This is a genomic window from Vagococcus vulneris (assembly GCF_003950515.1).
GTDB classification, from domain to species: domain Bacteria; phylum Bacillota; class Bacilli; order Lactobacillales; family Vagococcaceae; genus Vagococcus; species Vagococcus vulneris.
This window is the reverse complement of sequence record NZ_NGJS01000015.1, coordinates 1-21,404: the sequence shown is the minus strand read 5'-3', so window position 1 is coordinate 21,404 and position 21,404 is coordinate 1. Positions and strand designations below refer to the sequence as shown.

Sequence of the window (21,404 nt, the reverse complement as noted above, 5' to 3'; positions counted from 1 at the left end):
TCTTTTATTCTGCTAAGAAGGACACATCATTCCATTTGTCCAATGTGAATGCACCATCAGTATAATTTAAAATAGTTAGACTATTGTTCTTTAATCCGCCATCTTTTCGTAAATCCGTCAAAGGTGTACCCAATAAGCTTTGAACACACGCAGTAAGTGCCATCCCATGTCCGACAAACAAAAGTTTATCTTCTGGTCCATATCCAATCGCGATTCGCTTGACGAATGACGTACTGCGTTCGATAAGACTTTCATATGTTTCACCGCCAAATGACTCTGGATTATATTTGTCTGGTTCATGCATCATCGCATTCATCTCTGCAGGATACGCAGCATCTGCGATTTTGATATATTCACCTTCTAAAGAACCGAAACCCATTTCACGCAATTCCTCAACAAAAGTAATCTGCGGTTTATGACACAACTCTTCGCAAATCCCCTCCGTCGTTACTTGTGCTCTTAATGCTGCACTCGAATAGACATGAGCAAAATTAACATTCTTTATATACTGTCCCAACAAGTGGATTTCTTCATAACTTGCGGGAAGTAGCGGTGAATCACCTGTCCTCCCTTGTAATTGTCGTGATTGATTCCATTCTGTTTTACCATGACGTGTAAAGTATAACTTCAACTAAATCGTCCTTTCTTATCCTAATTTATCATTCTCATAAATATGTGTTTTTTCTAACCCAACAAAATTTTGCTGCTTCAGTGCTTCGTAAATAACAATCGCTGCAGTATTTGATAAATTTAATGACCGAACATGCTCGTCATTCATCGGTAATCTCAGACAACTATCTTCATAATCGCGCATAAATTGTTCTGGAAGGCCTGTTGTTTCCTTACCAAAAATAAAATAGTGATCTTGACCATCATTATAATCGATTTCACTATACGTTTGACGAGCAAACTTAGAAATTAAGTGCAATTTTTTTCCTTCAATACTCTCTAAAAAATTAGTTAAATTAGGATAGTAAGTGATATTAACATCATGCCAGTAATCCAAACCTGCTCTTTTTAAATGTTTGTCATCTGTTGAAAACCCGAGGGGTTCAATTAAGTGCAGCATCGTGTTAGTAGCTGCACACGTACGTGCAATATTACCAGTATTTGCGGGGATTTGAGGTTCAAATAATACAATATGATTCATGTTGTTATCTCCCTTTTATTCAGTGTTTGATTAATTTTTTTCACAAAAAAAAACGTATCGCCTCGGTGTCAGTTCACTGCGAGTCGCTACGTTGATGAGTTGTCACCTCACCAACTTTTATCAGAACAGGAATCTGATAAAAACCGTTGAAAATGACTTTTACTCATTGTAACACCAACTTGTGAAAAGAGCAACCTTATTTTTGAAAGTCAAGCTTTTCTTCCGATTAAAATTTTCACATCAATTGTTATCTCCGTGAATGGATGTACTAGTGCATATTCTTTTGATAATTCACTAGCTCCCCACATTAGAGGTGACATTTTTAGTACATGCTCGTAATCATCCGCTGTAATTGGAAAAGAATACGTTATCCTTTTTTCAGAAACTACTTTCATTTTATTTTGAAATTTATTGTAGATTTTTTCATTACTGTAGTTTTGTTTTTCTTCATTATCTTTATAAAATAATAAGCGCATCTCTTTTAAATAATTTTCTTCAGGAATTACTTTAATCACTAATCCATCGTCTTTTAAAATGCGTGTCATTTCTTCATAGTGGCTTGGTGAAAAAATGTTTAAGAGATAATCTGCTGACTGCTGCTTCAACGGCACAGCAGTAACATCACCGATAAACCAGAATGCGCGTTCTGCATAATCACTTGCTAAGAGAACACCTTCTTTGGACAAATCAAATCCGATTAATATATCAGAGGAGTTAATTTTTTTTGATAATTCCTCTAAAAAACTTCCTTCACCGCATCCCATGTCTACAATGACTCGAGAGTCATCGTTGCCTATCACTGATTTAATCTGATCTAAAATAGGCTCATATAAACCCGCCTGAATCATCATACGTCGATGTTCCAACATTTCTTTGTCATAATCACTCGACATATGATGATCAGGAAAATGAATCGTTCCCTTTTTTGATAAATTATAGTGATGCTTATTATCGCATCCCAATGACTGTCCATCAATTAGTGTCATTGATTGATGACATTTTGGACATTCAAATAATTGATCATGCTCTCTTAAAAAGTCTTGTGCGTAAGCAATCTTTTTCTTTAACATATTGCTTCCCCATTCTTTATTTTAATAGAACTATCATAACATAATTTTACATCTAGTTTGTACTCTTTATGCTATACTAAAATTGACTATTTCATTTTGAAGGGTGACAAGAGATGATAAAAGAATTTTGTGCTGAAAACTACACGCATATCCCTCGAGCTATCGCAGCTGGAGCGAACCGTATTGAACTTTGCGATAACCTAATTGTCGGTGGTACTACTGTTAGTAAAGGAGTTATGACAGCAGCGGCAGACTATTGTGCAGAAAAACATGTTCCGCTTATGGTTATTATCCGACCGCGTGGAGGTAACTTTATATATAACGATTCAGAATTAAAAATTATGGAAACTGATATTTACGAAGCAAAACAACTTGGCGTAGACGGCGTTGTTTTCGGCTGTTTAAACGAAGCAAATCAAATCGACGAAGAAGCAATGCTGATTTTATTAGAAGCCGCACAAGGAATGCAAGTAACATTCCACATGGCTTTTGATGTCATGACTAAAGATGATCAATTCAAAGCAATCGATTGGCTAGTTAAATATGATGTCGACCGTATATTAACTCATGGCGGTTCAGCAACCTTCCCCATCGAACAGCATTTAGAGTACATCAAAGATTTAATGTCCTATGCTAACAATCGAATAACCATTCTGCCTGGAGGCGGCATTACCTATGAAAATGCAGAAAGTATCGGGTCATTTTTAAATGCAAAAGAAGTTCACGGGACACAAATTGTCAACTTAGAATTTTTATAAATCAAAAGGAGTTCAGCAATAATGGCTGGACTCCTTTTGACTAATCAGTTAATAAAAAAATTCATAAATAAACCTGCAATATTAAAATAGATCAAAACACTTGTTAAATCACTTAAAGTGGTAATGAAGGGGCCGCTAGCAACAGCAGGGTCAAATCCAAGTCTTTCCATCAGCATAGGAATCAGACTCCCTGCTAAATTGGCTACAATAATGGCACAAAACATTGCTATACCAATTACTAGACCTAAAATAAAATTACCTTTCCAAATACCAACCACCACAAAAATAACCAAACCGGTGATTAATCCTGTGAGTACCCCAGTCATAATTTCGGATAAAATTAATTTCAAAAAATTTTCATCTTTGTCATCTGATACAGCTAGACGCCTGACAGCCACTGCTAAAGACTGCGTTCCTGCATTTCCAGCTGTTCCAGTAATTAAGGAAATAAAAACCGCTAAGATTGATGCTTCACTGATCAGTACCTCATAGTGATTAATCAATGTTGCAGTAGACATCCCTAAAAATAACAGCGTAATTAGCCAGGGTAATCTTTTTGATGATGCTTTAAGTGGATTTTCATTTGTCACATCAACGTCAACACCCGCTAACCCCGAGTAATCACTGGCTGCCTCATCATCAATAACATCAATGATATCATCAACGGTAATGATACCTAATAAGTGATCATCATAATCGGTAACTGGTAAAGCAAGCAAGTCATAATCTCTGATAACTTGTGCGATATCTTCTTGACCATCGCCGATTTTAGCTGAAATAACTCGTTCACTCATTATATCAAAAATCATTTCATCATCTTCACCCACTAATAAATCCCTCAATGAAATAACGCCCACGAGATGTTCTGATTCATCAATAACGTACACATAATAAATAATCTCTGCTTTTTTTGCTTTCATCTTTAATAGATTTAATGCTGATTTAACAGTTTGATTTGCGACAATCGAAACATATTCTGTTGTCATAATAGCACCAGCAGTTTCGTCTTCATAATGAAGTAATTCTTTCAAATCAAGTGCCTTTTCAGCCGCCATAATACTCATATATTGTGCTACAGCCGGTTTATCAAGCTGTTTCAAAATATCAGCAGCATTATCGGGATACATATGACCTAACATAGCTGCTGCATAGCTTGGTCTCATTTCTGCCAAATACTCTTTGACATCTTCATCTTCCTCTTCAATCATGTCAAACATATCAGCCAATTCTTCTGGAGATAAATAGCTGTAAACAATATGACGCTCTTCCTCAGATAATTCTAAATAAAATTGACCTTGTTCATATGAATGCCAATCTAAAAAACTCTCTCTAAATGCTGCGATATCCCCTTGACGAAGCAACGAACGAAGCGCATCGATTTGCACATCTGTTTCATTTGAATCGGTCATAGAAGCTCCCCCTTTTAATGAATCAAATCAGCCATATCTTGTGGCAATGGTTGATTAATCACAAGCCTCTCATTGGTAAATGGATGGTCTAATTCTAATCTGCGACAATGTAATGCTTGGCGCGTCACACCTAATTCACAATTTCCCCCATACATGCTATCTCCTAAAAGTGGACAGCCGATTGCTGAGAAATGTACTCTAATTTGATGTGTGCGCCCTGTATGCAGTCGGATATCAACTAGTGCTATATCAGAAGATACAGATTTAACTTTATATTCTGTCATTGCTTGTTGACCATTCTCCGTTACTTGACGTTTAATCAATGATGACATGTCTCGACCAATTGGCAGGTTAATTATCCCCGTGTCATTTAACTCATTGATTTTTCCACTGACTAATGCTAAATAGTCTTTCTTTAATCGACCATCCTGTAGTTGCTTATCAAGCATAGCGTGTGCAAAACCGTGCTTAGCGAACAACATCAAGCCAGTTGTATCTCTATCCAGTCTTGTCACAACATGTATAATTCGATTCGAATATTTTTTTTCATTATAGTAGTGTTTCACAATATTTGCCATTGTTCCATTTGGATGATATTGTGCTGGAATTGATGCCACATTTGCTGGTTTATTAACAATCAACAGGTGTTCATCTTCATAGACAATATCTAAATCACCAGAAAAAGGCAACATGGTTTCATGTTCGCCTTCATCAGGTATAACTATCGTTACGTTATCCTCAAGCTGTGTTTGATAGCGAACTGTTTTTTCTTCACCATTAACTAAAATCAAGCCTCCATGAAACTTAATTTTGGCTAGCAGTTTTTTTGATACACCTTGCTGCTTCAAAAAAGTTTTTAATAAAGAGGAGCTTTCTTTAACTACCCATGTGAACTCCATTAATCTTCATCCTTAATTTTACCAATAAATGAATCATTCACTCGTCGCCAAAAATGTGTATGTCGATAAGATGCAAAATGAATTCTTTTTTTTGATAAAGTTAATTCTAACGAAGATAAATTATCATACGATCTAACATAATGGTCTAAATGCAATTGATAGCGATCATCTCTTTTCAAATCAATTGTCACTTTTTCGTTAGGTGCAACAATCATTGGTGAACCTAAACTCCGGTAAACTCGATTATTAATAGACGCAATTTCATTTAACTGTAATGCATTAACTCTAGGGTGAACCACAGCTCCGCCTAAACTTTTATTATAACCTGTTGATCCTGTAGGTGTCGACATCGATAACCCGTCACCACGGTACATCTCAAAGCATTCTCCCTCGATAGACACTTTTGCTACCATCGTTCGCTCGATATTACGAATTGTAGCTTCATTCAAAGCAACATGGTGTGCATCAGCTAACTCATCATTAAAATGAATACAGACATCTAATAATGGATACGACACACTCTGACCTGTATCCTTTTTTAGACTTTCAACTAATAACTCCAATTCGTAATTACGCCAATCCGTATAAAACCCTAAATGTCCTGTATGAACTCCGATAAATCTGACGTGTTCAACCATTTCAAGGTATTGATGGAATGCGCCCAGTAAAGTTCCGTCTCCACCCACAGTAATGACAACAGTTGGTCTTTCTTGATTCAGCTCGATGTCAGCAGCATCTAATAGTCGCTTTAACTCAGTTGCCGTTACACGAGATTTTTCTGCATCATTCGCTATAATCGCTACCCTCATTCATCCTGCTCCTTATCATCCGAATCATTTTCGCAACAATTCCTAATCAAACCGCGATATGAAAATAAATGTTGTGCATCTTGAATCTCATCTCTTATTTTCGACATTTCTTCATCAAGCAGATAAGCTGCTTCAGCCGTTCGTGCCAGACGTTGATTAATTACTTCCGGAAATTCACCCTGGTATTTATAATTTAATGAGTGCTCAATTGTTGCCCAAAAATTCATAGCTAAAGTTCTTATTTGTATCTCTGCATAAATTATTTTTTCACCCGTAATTAATTGAACTGGGTACTCAATGATCAAATGATATGATCGATAACCACTACACTTCTTATTAGCGATATAATCTCTTTCTTGAATAATTTTAAAATCTTTACGTTTTCTTAAAATTTCCACCACTTCATAGATGTCTTCTACAAATTGGCACATGATCCTTAATCCCGCGATATCTTGCATGTCATCGGCAATTCTTTCAGAATTGATACCGCGATTTTTAGATTTTGTTATGATACTATCTACAGGTTTAACGCGACCTGTAACAAATTCAATCGGTGTATGTAAATTCTTTTCACGAAACTGTGTTCGAATACTTTTTAATTTAATTTTTAATTCAGCCACCGCTTGTTCATAGGGTTCTAAAAATAAATTCCAATCTCGCTCCATAAATCTGTCCTCACCTTTTCTCGTCAACATTCAGGTTTTATTCTAACATAAGTTAAATTAAAAAGTTAGCTACTTCAATAGCCTATTAATTGTTTTTTTTAATAAAAAACGATACTCTAGCGGTGAGGTGAAGGATATGAGCAATGAATTAGAGATCGAATTTAAAAATATGTTGACTGAAGAAGAATACCGTTATTTAGTCCAAGCATACAGTACTCCATCGACACACACTATTACACAGACAAATTACTATTTTGATACAAACAGCAATTTATTAAAAAAACACCGTATGGGGCTGCGAATTCGCATGACTGATGATTTTAATGAATTAACTTTAAAAGTTCCATCAAAATCCGACCACACACTAACGGAAATAACTGATTCATTAACTGAAGCAGACACAGCGCTATTTATTGGAAAACGGCTATTGCCTGATAATTCAGTTGTTCAGGATTATTTAAAACAAACATTTAACTTATCAACAGCTGACTTAACCGACATCGGTAATTTAACGACCTATCGAATTGAAAATCATTTAGACAATAATCATTTACTTGTACTAGACCATAGCTGCTATTACGGTAAGGATGACTACGAACTCGAAATGGAAGTGACTGACGAAGACGAGGGACAAAAGTATTTTACTCATTTTCTCAATACACACCATATACCCGTGCGTCCAGCTCAAAAAAAATTAGCTCGCATGGCTGCTGCTCGAAAAAAGTAGCAGCTTGAAACTTTTCACAAGTATTTCTCTTTGAGGTTTTCGTTTTTTTTGTTATATTTTAGATGACAACTAGTAAGTTAGTTGTAAAATATGGAAAATTGGAGGGGGGATTCAATGATTGAGGCATATTTGTTTATCAACCCGTTGGATGAAGGCAGTTTAAACCTTGAAAAAAAATTTATTGAATTAGCTGCTGTAGGGGCGAATCATATTCAGCAAAAGTGGATTCCTGTACTTAACCCGCAGATTTTACATCGCTATTTACTAGAAAATCACTTACAAAATAAAGGATTAGATTATCGTAACTGGTTATTTGATTTACTTTACTCTACTTGTTTAGATTTTAAAACAGCTCAGCTTCAAGGACAAGCTGTTGCGAGGACGTTCTTAATGACTTTGCAAGAACGGGTTTTAACAGACGGCTTGACTTACTCAGATGAACTAGTCGAATCCGTCCTTGCTGACTGCAATATTGACTTACCTAATTTTATCGACGACCGAAAATCACAATTAGTAATTGACTTTTTCAACAAAGACCAGCAAATCGCACGTGAAATGAAGATAGAACGGTTTTCTTCTGCGGTTATCTTTAATTATGACAATAATGATGAGTACGGTATTTTGTTAGATGATCAAGTACCGGATGAGTGTTTAATTGATTTGCTCATAACACCAGGCTTTTCAAACGTATCTGGACTTGTCAGCAACAATCATTTATCGCGCTATTACTATTTACAAAAATAAAATAAGCCGGTGAGTTTAACTCTCACCGGCTTATTTTTATAATTCTTTGATTAATTGTTCCAACTCATTTAAACGTTTTTCAAAAACAGACATCGCTTCTTCAATATACGCTGATTGCGTCATATCAACTCCTGCTTTTTTCATAACTTCAATCGGATAATCACTACTTCCGGATTTTAAATACGCAATATAATTCTCTAGTGCACCTGGTTCTTTTTTAACTATCTTATCCGCTAAGGCTGATGCTGCAGAAAAACCAGTGGCATATTGATACACATAATAATTATAATAAAAATGAGGAATACGTGCCCATTCATCAGCTATTTCAGTGTCTCGAACAACGTCTTCACCGTAATATTTAGCATTCAAATCACCATAATAATTTGAAAGATACTCACTTGTTAATGGTGTCCCCGCAGCATCTTCTGTATGAATGAAATGTTCGAATTCAGCAAATTGTGTTTGTCGGAAGATAGTTCCTTTTACACCATCTAAATAGTGATTTAATACAAAGGCACGGACTTTAGGATCTTTTTCTGTTTCCAGCAAGTGTTCAGTTAAAATATTTTCATTGGTAGTTGACGCGATTTCTGCTAAAAAGATAGAGTAATCACCATAAACATAAGGTTGTGATGACCGCGTGTAATAACTATGAACACTGTGACCTAATTCGTGAACCAGTGTATAAAGATGGTTAATGCTGTCATGCCAATTTAATAAAATATAAGGTTTCGTATCATAGCTTCCTGATGAGTACGCACCACTGCGTTTTCCTTTATTCTCAATCACATCAATCCAACGATCAGCAAAGGACTCTTTTAATATTGAGCCATATTCTTTGCCCAGAGGAGCTAAAGCTTCTAACGTTTTTTGTTTAGCCTCATCATATGTATACTTAATTGGGGCATCACCTAAAATCGGTGTATACATATCATACATATGCAAATCGTCTACTTTTAATAATTTTTTACGCAATGCCACATATCGATGTAGCAAAGATAAATTTTTATGAACGACTTCTAACAATGTATCATAGACAGACTCTGGAATATGATTGTTACTTAACGCTGCTGCTCGAGCAGATGGGTATTTTCTGATTTTTGCGCTAAAATTATGCTTTTTAACATGTGCACCTAATGTAGAAGCAAACGTATTGCGGAATTGGTGATACACACTGTACAATCCTTCAAATGCGTCTTGACGAACTTTACGATTTGTACTTTCTAATAGTTGACCATACAATCCATTTGATAATTCGACTTGATTGCCATCTTCATCTTCAACTACTGGGAATTTCAAGTCAGCATTATTCAGAATCGAAAAGGTATTACTTGATGCGTCAAATATTTCGCTGGCACCTGCTAATAATTCTTCTTCAGCTGAAGACAAGACATGTACCCGATTATCTGTCATTTGCTTAACAAAGTGGCGGTAAACCTCCAAATCCTTATTATCGTCAAAATATCCAGCAATCTCATCGTCCGATAAAGTTAATAATTCCGGTTGAAACCAAGCAACTGCTTCGCCCGCTTGCGCTGCTAATGTGCTGGCTCTCGCATATAAGGCTTGATATTCAGTGTCTGCTGTATCTTGATCATTTTTTAAGTGAGCATACACATAAATTTTTTCCACCTGACGATAAACAGACAGTATATAATCCAGTGCGGATAAAAACGCTGCTGAGCCATTTTTTAGAGTTCCTTGATATTCCTTAGATTTAGCTATCAAGTCATTTGATTTCCTAAAAGCTGCATCGACATCGGTCATATTTTCAAAGATATATGTCAAATCCCATTTGTTTTCTTCGGATACCTCTTGACGGTTTGGTAAAGACTTTGGTTCTGTCATAAAACAAGACCCCTCTCTTCATTCTAATTTAATCTGGTTATATCATATCATATTCTAATCTTATATAGGAAGATATTCAATCATTTTAAGAGATAAAACCACAACATAAAAATTAATTATTAGAAAATAACAACTAAATGAGAGAATTTTGTGATTTATACCTTCTGTCTCTGATATTTCCAATAGCGACCTGTGTAATAAATTTTTCGATAACCATATTGTATTAATGCCTGCAAATAGTTTTCAACAACTGGCGTCAGCATCTCTTCACTACGTATCAACGGATACTGAGCTAACTCATTAATAAGCCAGTTATCTGCCATTAAATAAGCTGTTAATTCTTGAGTAGTCGCTTGAGCGAGGTGACTCAGGCATGCTAAAATTTTATACCGAATAACCAGCTCTTTTTCTTCAAACAAACAATGGGTTAATCTTGGAACCAGTAACCACTTGGGAGGTTGTCTCAAATTAATCTGGTGCGGATAAAAAAATTGTTGCAATGCCATTATAGTTGGCTCTTTTCTTGTTAATCGCTGATTCCATTGATAACTCTGTCTCAAAAAATATGATTCTTTTTCTTTCGGAGACATACATGTAGTACTGGCAACCTGTTGACTATCTTCTATAAGCAATTTTTCTAACGGTAAACTTGATAATCGTCGAATATCTTCAGCAAAAGAAAGTTTCCCCTCATAAAAAACAATATGATGGTGTCTTATCAACTGCTTTTTTTCCAAATCTAATCCTAATAAAAAACAACCCCATGATGCTGAAAAGTCTACAAATTTCCTTTGCAGCTGTGTCAACCTGATTGTTTTTTTAGAAGTCATTAGTTTGTGGCCCAACAACCAAATCGGGATGTATTCATTTTCTATGTAATTAGTTGTCCGCTCATGCATTCGCTCAACTGACAATCGGCTGCACTGCCATTCAATAGCCAACTTAGCACGAAGAAGAATATCAGGACGTTGTTTTAAAGAGGGCAAATAAGCTTCAAGCTGATAAGCGGTCCCAAACTTTTGACAATTAACAGCAATCAATTTTTTGCCTTTAAGGTGCTCTTCGCTTTCATTATCTGTAAAAGCATCACACAAAGCAGTTGAGCGATGTGCAAAATGCGACAGTTTAAAATTTCCGTTTTTCACCACTAACTCTGTCTTACAATGACAACAGTACCATTTTCGTGCCTTTAAATCCGCAATGGCCTTTTTAGTCAATTGGCTTAAATCAATGATTGTTCCTTGCTCATCTTGACCCACTAGCATCTCATCACATCCTTCACTAAAAGATTCGCTTCCTTATTCGAATTTTTTTAGGTAAAAATAGTTTCACTTAATATTTTTTAATAGCTTTTACTTGTATTATTCAGCCATATCATGAATACTGATAAATAATAGTTACGATAAGAGAGGACACTATATGTACCAAACATTAAAGCAACAGATTATTGAGGCCAGCAAAGATATTGGTATCGATAAAATCGGTTTCACTACTGCTGACCCATTTGATCACTTAAAGGCTAGTTTAGAAGAACAAAAAGCAAAAGGGCATACGACAGGTTTTGAGCACCCTATGATTGATGAACGATTATATCCAGAATTAATTTTTGATCAACCTAAATCAATTATTTCAATCGCACTAGCCTACCCGACACGTGCAAAACAACGGCCAAAATCAATCCGCGGTGAAAAAAGAGGTCGGTTTGCGCGAGCTTCGTGGGGAATTGACTATCATCATATTTTACGTGACCGTCTCAATAAATTAATTGACTTCATCAATACGACTTGTGAAACTGATGCTTCTTTTACATTTAAGCCTATGGTCGACACAGGAGAGTTGATTGACGTTGCTGTCGCACAACGTGCCGGATTAGGTTTTATTGGCAAAAATGGTTTATTAATTACCGAAGAATTCGGTTCTTTTGTTTACCTTGGAGAAATCATTACCAATATCCCGTTTGAACCGGATATTCCAATTGAGAACCAATGTGGTGACTGCACCAAATGTATTGATTTCTGTCCGACTTCAGCCCTATTAGGTGACGGACGAATGAATGCTATGCGTTGTTTATCCTACCAAACTCAGACAAAAGGATTTATGCCAAAAGAATTTCGTCCTAAAATTCGAACAATTATTTATGGTTGTGATATTTGTCAGGAAGTTTGCCCGTACAACAAAGGGAAAAATTTTCATTTTCATGAAGAAATGGAACCTGATCCAGAGACAACTCAACCTTTGTTAAAACCTATTTTAACCATCTCAAATAAAGAATTTAAACAACGCTTCGGTTATCTCGCAGGATCTTGGCGCGGCAAAAAACCAATTCAAAGGAACGCCATCATTGCCTTAGCTAATGCACGTGATAAAACTGCCGTCCCCAACCTGCTGCAATGTATTGACCATGATCCTAGACCTGTTATTCGTGGCACAGCAGCTTGGGCCTTAAGCATGATAGCACCAACTAATACCGAAATCAGATCTTTCTTAGAAGATTTCTTAAACAAAGAAGAAGATCCAGAAGCTCGAAAAGAAACCGAAGAAGCTATTGCTTACATGATTGAGACAGAAAAAAAACAAAAAGAAAAAGACTGAAATTAACCCTAATTACTGGTTTCAGTCTTTTTTTGCGGCTTCCGTTGTATCACAAAATTAATCATATCGCCGTATTAGTAAAGCTCTCTCATCGATACCTACAACTCCCTACTTACTTTCCTATACCAAAATAAGCAGACGTCTCCTGACGAAACCCCTGCCTATCTAACATTATTTATCAAATTCTTCAAGTGCCAACGATGCTTCTTCCCAATCTTCAAGTAATGTTTCTTGTTTAGTATAGTAGGCTTCTAATTCTTTATTTAAATCTTGTAGCGCTCCGTGATTATCAATATACTCTGGCTTTTCCATTTCTTGCTGCAATTCGTCAATTTTTGCTTCAATTTCGTGAAGGCTCTCTTCTAGCGTTGACACTTTCCTTTCACAATTACGCCGTTCACGCTGTTTTTTCTTATCCATTTCAAAGCTCTTTTTCGTATCCGTAACAATTATTTCTGCTTCAGTTGTTTCTTCAGCAAGTAATTCAGCAACATGCACTTCTTCTAACTTCTTCTCGATATAATAATCATAATCACCATGATAAAGACGACTGCCTTCAGGCGATAATTCGAGTACGCTTGTCGCAATTCGATTAATAAAGTAACGGTCATGCGATACAAATAGCAGCGTACCATCATATTCAATCAATGCATTTTCTAACACTTCTTTACTATCAATATCCAAGTGGTTTGTCGGTTCGTCAAGAATCAAGAAATTGTCTTGATTCATTGATAGTTTAGCTAAAGCAACACGTGCCTTTTCACCACCGCTCAATAATGGGATTGTCTTTTGCACATCTTCCCCGAAAAATAAAAAACTCCCCAAAATACTGCGAATATCCTTTTCTGGCGTAGTGCGATGCTCGCTCCACAATTCTTCTAACACTGTTTTATTCGAATGCAAATTTGCTTGTTCTTGATCATAGTAGCCGATATCAACATGATGCCCTAACTTGATTTCTCCCTTAATCAGCGAAATTTGTCCCAGAATCGATTTCAGTAATGTTGTTTTACCGACACCATTAGGCCCCACTAAAGCAATAGCTTCTTGTTTTCTCACTTGAAAATCAACGGGCTCGGATAAAATCTTAGCTGCCTCATAACCAATAGCTGCGTCCTCAACAAACAGCACCTCTTTGCCAGATGAACGCATGGTACTGAATAAAAATCGGGCCGACTTTTCATCACCCACCGGTTTATCAATACGATTCATTTTTTCTAATTGTTTGCGCCGGCTTTGAGCTCTTTTGGTTGTTGATGCGCGAACTAAATTTCGCGCGACAAAATCCTCTAATTTAGCAATTTCGACTTGTTGTTTTTCATATTCTTTCCATTCCTGTTCAAGACGTTCCGCCTTTTGATCCAGGTATCGGCTATAGTTCCCTTTATAATGCCACATTTTTTGTCTACTTAATTCATAAACCTCGGTTACAATTTTATCTAAAAAATACCGGTCATGAGATACAATCAATAGTGCACCACGATAGTTCTGCAGATAATTTTCTAACCAATTTAATGTATCAATGTCCAAATGGTTTGTTGGTTCGTCCAATATTAACAGCTCTGGACGTTCCAAAAGCAGTCTTGCTAAAGCTAAACGAGTTTTTTGACCTCCCGACAACGTACTGACTACCCGATCATAAAAATCTGCTTCAAATCTAAAGCCATGTAGTACTGATTTGATTTCTGATTCATAGCCGTAGCCATTAATTTGATCAAACTCTTGCTGCAATATTGCATACTGGTTCAAAATTTGTTCATATCTATCACTTTCAATCAGACCCGCAGAAGACATATCTGCAATCTCTGCTTCCTTTGAACGCAATTGCTGCTCAATCTTCCTAACATTATCGAAGACTGTCAGCATTTCTTCCCATACAGTATTTTCAGACTCCAAACCCGTGTGTTGATCCAAATAACCTATAGATAATTGTTTTGTTTTTGAAATTGTCCCTAAATCGGGGTCTTCGATACCTGCTAATATTTTTAATAGCGTCGATTTGCCTGCACCGTTACGACCAACTAATGCCATTCGACTTCGATCTTGTATTTCTATCTGAACATTCTCAAACAAGACATCATCACCAAACAGCCTCGCTACTTGGTTTGCTTGTAGTAAAATCATATTTTTTCTCCACCTTTAATATTCTGCACCTAGTTTATCATATTTCATCTAAAAAATGGAAAAGCTTTCTTGTTATTTACTGGTCAATCATGAGCAAGAATATTGATTTTATCCCATACTAAGGGTATTCTAGTAAAGTGAATGTATGAATATGTTAGATTTAATAATCTGTACTCATAAATACAAGCATATAAGAGGGGGAAATTACAGTGAAAGACGTAACGATTCCAAAGGCAACCGCTAAGCGTTTACCTTTGTACTATCGCTATTTAAAATTTTTATTTGACTCTGGCAAGCAAAAAGTATCTTCTACTGAACTGAGTGATGCAGTTAAAGTAGATAGCGCAACTATCCGCCGTGACTTCTCATATTTTGGGGAACTTGGAAAAAGAGGCTACGGGTATGATGTAGAGAGCTTAATGAATTTTTTCGGAAAAACATTAAATGAAGACACATTAACTAACGTTGCACTTGTCGGTGTTGGTAACTTAGGACACGCTTTATTGAACTATCGCTTTCATCAAAGCGACAGCATACGTATCAGCGCAGCATTTGATGTAAACCCTGATATTGTCGGACGTATCTTGGATGGTGTTCCCGTTTACTCATCAGATGATATGATTGAACAAATTAAAGCACAACATATTGATGTTGCTATTCTAACTGTTCCTTTAGAAGTTGCCCAACAAAATGTGGATAAATTAGTAGATGCTGGTATTAAAGGTATTATGAACTTTACACCCGTTCGTATTAACACACCTGATAACGTTATGATACAAAACGTTGACCTAACAAATGAAATGCAGACGTTGATTTATTTTCTGTCTCATTATGATGATAAAACTGAAGAAGAATAATATTGGTCCTACATCAAGTGATGTGAATAGATAAAAATAAGTATATTTAAGCAATGAAAGTCTGTTGGCTTTTGTTGCTTATTTATTTATGTTTAAAGATGAATAATAATCCACATCCATAGTTTTGGACGTTTCTATACCTGTAAACTATTTTTATCTAATCAATCTATTTTTTAATTAGTCCCCTCAAATTGTTCCATTATAAAGAATTGAGAGGAATTAATTTACCTTCAGTCTATAACTCTGTTAATTAGCGAAGTTATTTCTATGATTTAATTAACACTAATTGCATGACAACAACCACTGTATTCATTCCAGCATGAGTCAATATTGAACTCCATATGGAATGCGTCTTGCGGTAAACCAAAAAGAAAATAAATCCTAAACCACCATAAACCAACCAATGTCCATCTCCATGCATCACAGCAAAAAGAAGTGAAGTAATTACCGCTGCAAAAATTTCAGGTAATTTTTGGCCAATGAAGTTAGTTAGACTGAAACGAAATACCAATTCTTCCATAATAGGACCAGCAATGGATACAGCAAAAACAAAAAAGGGGGCCTGCTGAACAATTCTTATAATATTTTTAGTGTTCTGTGAATCCAGTGATTGACCAGTTAAAACCATTTCTAAAATATTTAACAGACTTTGCGATAATAAACTAATAAATACTCCCGCTATACTAATTAAAATGATGTGTCTGAATGGCACAACTACCTTTTCAGACATAGTTCCCTTTTTATCTGTCTTTAAATAAATAAAAATTAATGCCACCGCACCAACAATGTAAAAAAAAGCAGTACCATTCATTATAAATACCGAGCTAGTATTTAATTTTTTTAATAATATCGGACTGTTCAGAGCTATCAGAAAAATTAGGACAGTCCATAATGTATTTTTTTTTATTGACATGCTATTCCTCCTAAACCTTTATTTTTCAAGGATAACATACTTAATTTCATTAATAAATTCTCTTTTATCTGCATATTACTTGCAAACAATAGTCAAAATGAGTATTATGATACTAGATTTAGCAGTTAAAAAGTTTGACTGCTAAAAATAAAATTTAAATTTTTGTGGAGGGATATATTGTGTTAAAGCCATTAGGAGACCGTATTATTATTTCAGTTACAGAAGAAGAGGAACAAACAGCTAGCGGTTTTGTTTTACCATCTGCTTCTAAAGAAAAATCTCAAACTGGTGAAGTAATCGCAGTAGGTGATGGTCGTACCCTTGACAATGGGACTAAACTACCTGTATCTTTATCAGTTGGTCAAACAGTCATGTTTGAAAAATATACTGGTCAAGAAGTAAAATATGACGGACAAGAATTTCTAATCGTCCATGAAAAAGACATTGTCGCAATTGTCGAATAATAAAGCAGAATTAACGTAATAATAAAGTAAATAACATTAAAATATTTATGAGGTGACTAAGAATGGTTAAAGAAATTAAATTTTCAGAAGATGCACGCAGTTCAATGATGCGTGGCGTTGATACATTAGCGGATATTGTTAAAGTAACATTAGGGCCAAAAGGACGCAACGTTGTTTTAGATAAATCATTTGGTTCTCCATTAATTACCAATGACGGTGTCACAATCGCAAAAGAAGTTGAATTAGAAGACCGTTTTGAGAATATGGGTGCTCAATTAGTAGCAGAAGTTGCTTCTAAAACAAATGACATTGCTGGTGACGGTACAACAACAGCAACTGTTTTAACTCAATCTATCGTTCGTGAAGGTTTGAAAAACGTAACTGCTGGTGCTAATCCTATCGGTATCCGTCGCGGGATCGAATTAGCAACTAAAAAAGCTGTTGAAGAATTGCACGCTTTATCTAAGCAAGTTGATTCAAAAGAAGCAATTGCACAAGTAGCTGCTGTTTCTTCAGGTAGCGATACTGTGGGACAATTAGTTTCTGAAGCAATGGAAAAGGTTGGTAATGACGGTGTCATCACTATCGAAGAATCTAAAGGAATCGAAACAGAATTAGATGTCGTTGAAGGAATGCAATTTGACCGCGGTTACTTATCACAATACATGGTAACAGATAACGATAAAATGGAAGCTGTCTTAGACAATCCTTACATCTTAATCACAGATAAAAAAATCTCAAATATACAAGATGTTTTACCATTATTAGAACAAATTTTACAACAAGGCAAACCACTATTAATTATTGCTGACGATGTTGATGGTGAAGCATTGCCTACTCTTGTCTTGAACAAAATCCGCGGTACTTTCAATGTAGCTGCAGTTAAAGCTCCAGGCTTTGGTGACCGTCGTAAAGAAATGCTACAAGATATCGCTGTTTTAACCGGTGGTACAGTCATTACTGAAGATTTAGGTTTAGACTTAAAAGACACAACTATTGAAGCTTTAGGAACAGCCAGCAAAGTCGTTATTGATAAAGACAGCACAACTATTGTTGAAGGTAGCGGTGACAAACAAGCTATCGCTGACCGCGTCTCTTTAATTCGCTCACACATTGCAGAAACAACATCTGATTTTGACCGCGAAAAATTACAAGAACGTCTAGCTAAATTATCAGGTGGTGTCGCTGTAGTTAAAGTTGGTGCAGCCACTGAAACTGAACTAAAAGAATTAAAATTACGTATTGAAGATGCTTTAAACGCTACTCGAGCAGCAGTTGAAGAAGGGATTGTATCCGGTGGTGGTACAGCATTCGTTAATATTCTTGATCATTTATCTGCACTTGAAGCTGACGGTGATGAAGCAACGGGTGTTAATATTGTTTTACGTGCCTTAGAAGAACCTGTTCGTCAAATCGCTGAAAATGCTGGTTTAGAGGGATCTGTTATCGTTGATAGATTGAAAAAAGAAAAACCTGGTATCGGATTCAATGCTAAAACAAATGACTGGGTAAATATGATTGATGCTGGTATTGTTGATCCTACAAAAGTGACTCGTTCAGCTTTACAAAATGCAGCAAGTGTTGCAGCATTGTTATTAACAACTGAGGGTGTCATTGCTGACAAACCTTCTAACGACGCTGCTCCTGCAATGCCTGGCGGCATGGATCCATCAATGATGGGCGGTATGATGTAAACTCTTTAAAAGAGATATGTTGATATAAACAGAACCACATGAGATTTTAGTCTCATGTGGTTTTTTTGATGTGGAATGTGATGTAATTTTCATAAATCAGTTCATCTTTAATAAATCTTTAAGATATTCTATTTTTTTCGAAATCCTTACTTATTTTTCCCAAATCATATGTTTTTAATTTCATATATCCTCCATTGTCCTATCAAAGTTTCTTTATTAACTCTTTCCTAACAATTAGTAAAGCTGACCTTTATTCGTTTAACTTTTTTAATTCTAAATCAACTTTTGATAACTCAGTATCAATCATATCTAAATTAGACTTCCATTGTTTTTTAGTTCCACAGTATTCTTTATTTTCTTTTATTTGTTTAATAATTTTAATAGATAATCCCATGTTTCTCAATTCTCTTATGCTTTTGAAATCACTTTTTTCAACTTTTGTAAATTTATACTTTCCTTGTACCTTTTCTGGTGTAAGCAACTGCTCATCTATATAGTATCTAACAGTTTCTTTAGTTGTTTCCATTTCAGTAATAAATTGTCCTATTTGCATTTTTCTCTTTTAAAAGCTTGACGTGTTGTGTACCACACATAGTTTAATAAATTAATAACAAAAAAAGGAGTGTTTTAAAATTGAAAATCTTATTAATTATTTTGTCTTTTTTATATGCTACTTTAATGGCAATTACATCCATTAAAACAATTTCATTTTCCGAATATCCATTAATTCTTTTATGTAACTTATTGGGAGTGATATTCACATTATTATACATCATTGACTATCGCTTTTTGTATCTTGGTATTATAGTTTTATTTGTTTCAGCAATCCTAAACGGTTATTTTATACTTAATGGTATTACCTTCTCACATGTTTTTGTTCGTTTATTTTTTTCTATAGCCCTTATAAGTTTGAATTATCTCGTACATAAAAAGTAACATATTAAATTTAAACTACTTGAATTTCTAGTTCAAGTAATTTTTATGTCAGTATTCAAACACATCTTCCAAAAATATGATTTCTTGATTGAGAGCATCAACTCTTGCCTTTACACCAATTGGCAGTACACATCTTGGTGTTGCATGCCCAAAGTTAACATTGTAAATAATAGAAACTTCTTTATTGCCTACTACCTCAGTCAGTATCTGTTTATATTCTTCATAAAAAACTTCGTCCTGTGGCTTTCCAAAAATAATACCATTAACTACTTCAAAAATTCCCATTTGTTTTAACTTTAGTAACATCTTTCTAATTATTTTAGGATTCTCTTTAATCTCAGAAGTTTCAAGAAAAATAATTTTTCCTTTCCATTCTTCTAAGGATGGAAATATTCTATATTTTTTTATTATTTCAGGTTCATCCTTGTGCGTATCAAATGCTAACATATTATAAATACTATCGATACAGCCTCCTAATAATTCTCCTTCAAAAACTGGTTGTCCTTGTAACAACTCATACCCTTTATTATCAACATGGCTTATTCTATTTTTACCTATTGATTTAGCAGAAAAATCTTTTCTTTCTTCATACCAAACATTACTAGGATAAATTGATTTTAATGTTTCTGAAGCGTCTAAATAATACTTAAAATATTTTTCTGTATAAGGCAACATCTTTTCGCTAATTTCTCCAATATCTGGGATAAGAGACATACCATAATAGGTTACTAATCCTAGTCTATGAAACATAAAGTGATTGACTGTTGTATCTGAAAAGCCTGTGAACAGCTTAGGATTAGTTCTAACAGCCTCTGAAAAGTCTTTGTTTCCCATTAAGTACGGTATAGTTCTATAAGTATCATTACCACCGATAGCACATATAATCCCTTTAATGGATTCATCTTTAAACGCCTGAATTAAATCGTCAGCTCTTTTCTCAGGATGCTCTTTTAAATATGCAATTCCTTTTAACGTATTTCGCATACAAACTGGTTCTAATCCAAATTCTTGCAACCTTCTTGTTCCTATCTCTAAATTATGTTTAATAAAATCTTCTCCAAGTAAACCTTTAGATAAACTAACAATAGCTACTTTATCTCCCTTTTTTAAACGTTTTGGTTTCAACATAATCTTGTACCCCTTTCGGTTTCTCAAAATTCAAGTAATCCACCATATACTTAATCCTTTCAGAAGATGGATTAACGTAATACCTCTCTGTCATTGCTATACTTGAATGCCCCAAAGCCTCGCTTACTAATTCAAGAGGCATATGGTTATTTAGTAATCTTGTTCCAAATGTATGCCGTAAAACATGCAAATTAAAGTACCTTACATCAGGATACCTACTTACCACATCTTCCATAAACAACTACCATTTCTGAGAAATCGAATGTGGAGCGTATGGTTGTCCTAGCTTATTTTTTGTTTCGGGAATAAATAACTTTAAAAGCCTCATCTATAATAACTTTTGATTCATAAGGACTAAAACAATCTACTTTTTATTCTTAGTTGAGTCTCTTTTCTTAAGAGCATAAGGTAAATCCAATTCATACTGTCTTATTGGATTAGAAGGTACTATTTTCTTTTGAAACAATTTTTTTATTAGACAATTGAGGTCTGTATTTCTTGACAACAATTGATTTTAAACTTAATTGTTTCATTAATTTCTGGACATGTTTAAGTGATACTGAAATACCTTCTTTTAACATCATTTGACGTATTTTGGTTGCACCATAACGCTGTTT

At 35.1% G+C, this 21,404-nt stretch carries 22 protein-coding genes; 7 read left to right on the top strand and 15 right to left on the bottom strand.

Features of this window, described 5'->3' with window-relative positions:
- Positions 1-4 precede the first annotated feature (4 nt).
- The 3 genes from CBF37_RS09355 to CBF37_RS09345 form a co-directional block, all read right to left on the bottom strand.
- The gene (locus tag CBF37_RS09355) at positions 5-631 is read right to left on the bottom strand and encodes a histidine phosphatase family protein (RefSeq protein ID WP_125984488.1); all 627 of its coding nucleotides are present in this window, start codon (positions 629-631) and stop codon (positions 5-7) included.
- Between the two features lie 15 nt (positions 632-646).
- Positions 647-1,150: a tRNA (uridine(34)/cytosine(34)/5-carboxymethylaminomethyluridine(34)-2'-O)-methyltransferase TrmL gene (trmL, locus tag CBF37_RS09350; protein ID WP_125984487.1), complete on the bottom strand. Its 504-nt coding sequence runs from the start codon at positions 1,148-1,150 to the stop codon at positions 647-649.
- Positions 1,151-1,359: 209 nt separating this feature from the next.
- Positions 1,360-2,220 carry a methyltransferase domain-containing protein gene (locus CBF37_RS09345; RefSeq protein ID WP_125984486.1) on the bottom strand — a complete coding sequence of 287 codons (861 nt, stop codon included), beginning with the start codon at positions 2,218-2,220 and terminating at the stop codon, positions 1,360-1,362.
- Between the two features lie 113 nt (positions 2,221-2,333).
- Between CBF37_RS09345 and CBF37_RS09340 the strand changes: the two genes are divergently transcribed.
- The gene (locus CBF37_RS09340; protein ID WP_125984485.1) at positions 2,334-2,978 is read left to right on the top strand and encodes a copper homeostasis protein CutC; all 645 of its coding nucleotides are present in this window, start codon (positions 2,334-2,336) and stop codon (positions 2,976-2,978) included.
- Positions 2,979-3,022: 44 nt separating this feature from the next.
- Here the strand turns inward: CBF37_RS09340 and mgtE are convergent, their stop codons facing one another.
- Genes mgtE through yjbM form a run of 4 tightly spaced genes read right to left on the bottom strand, consistent with a single transcriptional unit; the run spans position 3,023 to position 6,760 of the window.
- Positions 3,023-4,387 (bottom strand): magnesium transporter, encoded by a 1,365-nt coding sequence (gene mgtE, locus CBF37_RS09335; protein ID WP_125984484.1) that lies wholly within the window; start codon positions 4,385-4,387, stop codon positions 3,023-3,025.
- Positions 4,388-4,401: 14 nt separating this feature from the next.
- Positions 4,402-5,286, bottom strand: coding sequence for an RluA family pseudouridine synthase (locus tag CBF37_RS09330; RefSeq protein WP_125984483.1), 885 nt, complete (start codon positions 5,284-5,286; stop codon positions 4,402-4,404).
- Complete coding sequence (locus tag CBF37_RS09325) at positions 5,286-6,095, bottom strand: NAD kinase (RefSeq protein ID WP_125984482.1); 810 nt, start codon at positions 6,093-6,095, stop codon at positions 5,286-5,288. Before CBF37_RS09325 ends, CBF37_RS09330 begins: the two co-directional genes overlap by 1 nt.
- Positions 6,092-6,760, bottom strand: coding sequence for a GTP diphosphokinase (yjbM, locus tag CBF37_RS09320; RefSeq protein ID WP_125984481.1), 669 nt, complete (start codon positions 6,758-6,760; stop codon positions 6,092-6,094). The genes CBF37_RS09325 and yjbM overlap by 4 nt, the downstream gene beginning before the upstream one ends.
- A 136-nt stretch (positions 6,761-6,896) precedes the next feature.
- Here yjbM and CBF37_RS09315 point away from each other — a divergent pair, with 136 nt between their 5' ends.
- On the top strand, positions 6,897-7,487 hold the full coding sequence (locus CBF37_RS09315; RefSeq protein WP_125984480.1) for a CYTH domain-containing protein: 591 nt from the start codon (positions 6,897-6,899) through the stop codon (positions 7,485-7,487).
- A 114-nt stretch (positions 7,488-7,601) separates the two neighbouring features.
- Positions 7,602-8,231, top strand: coding sequence for a DsbA family protein (locus tag CBF37_RS09310; RefSeq protein ID WP_165866684.1), 630 nt, complete (start codon positions 7,602-7,604; stop codon positions 8,229-8,231).
- 36 nt (positions 8,232-8,267) lie between these two features.
- Here the strand turns inward: CBF37_RS09310 and pepF are convergent, their stop codons facing one another.
- Positions 8,268-10,079: an oligoendopeptidase F gene (pepF, locus tag CBF37_RS09305; protein ID WP_125984478.1), complete on the bottom strand. Its 1,812-nt coding sequence runs from the start codon at positions 10,077-10,079 to the stop codon at positions 8,268-8,270.
- 155 nt (positions 10,080-10,234) lie between these two features.
- Positions 10,235-11,344 (bottom strand): competence protein CoiA, encoded by a 1,110-nt coding sequence (locus CBF37_RS09300; RefSeq protein ID WP_125984477.1) that lies wholly within the window; start codon positions 11,342-11,344, stop codon positions 10,235-10,237.
- Between the two features lie 154 nt (positions 11,345-11,498).
- Between CBF37_RS09300 and queG the strand changes: the two genes are divergently transcribed.
- Complete coding sequence (queG, locus tag CBF37_RS09295; RefSeq protein WP_125984476.1) at positions 11,499-12,671, top strand: tRNA epoxyqueuosine(34) reductase QueG; 1,173 nt, start codon at positions 11,499-11,501, stop codon at positions 12,669-12,671.
- Positions 12,672-12,842: 171 nt separating this feature from the next.
- On the opposite strand, the gene CBF37_RS09290 is transcribed toward queG, so the two are convergent.
- On the bottom strand, positions 12,843-14,795 hold the full coding sequence (locus tag CBF37_RS09290; RefSeq protein ID WP_125984475.1) for an ABC-F family ATP-binding cassette domain-containing protein: 1,953 nt from the start codon (positions 14,793-14,795) through the stop codon (positions 12,843-12,845).
- A 209-nt stretch (positions 14,796-15,004) separates the two neighbouring features.
- Between CBF37_RS09290 and CBF37_RS09285 the strand changes: the two genes are divergently transcribed.
- Positions 15,005-15,652, top strand: coding sequence for a redox-sensing transcriptional repressor Rex (locus tag CBF37_RS09285; protein ID WP_125984474.1), 648 nt, complete (start codon positions 15,005-15,007; stop codon positions 15,650-15,652).
- Between the two features lie 265 nt (positions 15,653-15,917).
- Here CBF37_RS09285 and CBF37_RS09280 read toward each other — a convergent pair whose 3' ends face one another.
- Positions 15,918-16,565 (bottom strand): CPBP family intramembrane glutamic endopeptidase, encoded by a 648-nt coding sequence (locus CBF37_RS09280; RefSeq protein ID WP_125984473.1) that lies wholly within the window; start codon positions 16,563-16,565, stop codon positions 15,918-15,920.
- Positions 16,566-16,744: 179 nt separating this feature from the next.
- Here CBF37_RS09280 and groES point away from each other — a divergent pair, with 179 nt between their 5' ends.
- Together groES and groL are read left to right on the top strand one after the other, a co-directional pair.
- Positions 16,745-17,029 carry a co-chaperone GroES gene (gene groES, locus CBF37_RS09275; RefSeq protein WP_125984472.1) on the top strand — a complete coding sequence of 95 codons (285 nt, stop codon included), beginning with the start codon at positions 16,745-16,747 and terminating at the stop codon, positions 17,027-17,029.
- A gap of 62 nt (positions 17,030-17,091) precedes the next feature.
- Entirely contained in the window at positions 17,092-18,723 is a 1,632-nt protein-coding gene (gene groL / locus CBF37_RS09270; protein ID WP_125984471.1) for a chaperonin GroEL, read from the top strand.
- A 250-nt stretch (positions 18,724-18,973) separates the two neighbouring features.
- Here the strand turns inward: groL and CBF37_RS09265 are convergent, their stop codons facing one another.
- The 4 genes from CBF37_RS09265 to CBF37_RS09250 all read right to left on the bottom strand — a co-directional run.
- Entirely contained in the window at positions 18,974-19,276 is a 303-nt protein-coding gene (locus CBF37_RS09265; RefSeq protein WP_125984470.1) for a MerR family transcriptional regulator, read from the bottom strand.
- Between the two features lie 431 nt (positions 19,277-19,707).
- Positions 19,708-20,787, bottom strand: coding sequence for a S66 family peptidase (locus CBF37_RS09260; protein ID WP_125984469.1), 1,080 nt, complete (start codon positions 20,785-20,787; stop codon positions 19,708-19,710).
- On the bottom strand, positions 20,753-21,022 hold the full coding sequence (locus CBF37_RS09255; protein WP_125984468.1) for a tyrosine-type recombinase/integrase: 270 nt from the start codon (positions 21,020-21,022) through the stop codon (positions 20,753-20,755). Before CBF37_RS09255 ends, CBF37_RS09260 begins: the two co-directional genes overlap by 35 nt.
- Positions 21,023-21,224: 202 nt before the next feature.
- Positions 21,225-21,404 (bottom strand): IS3 family transposase (locus CBF37_RS09250; protein WP_165866683.1); only part of this gene is annotated, 180 nt, incomplete at its 5' end.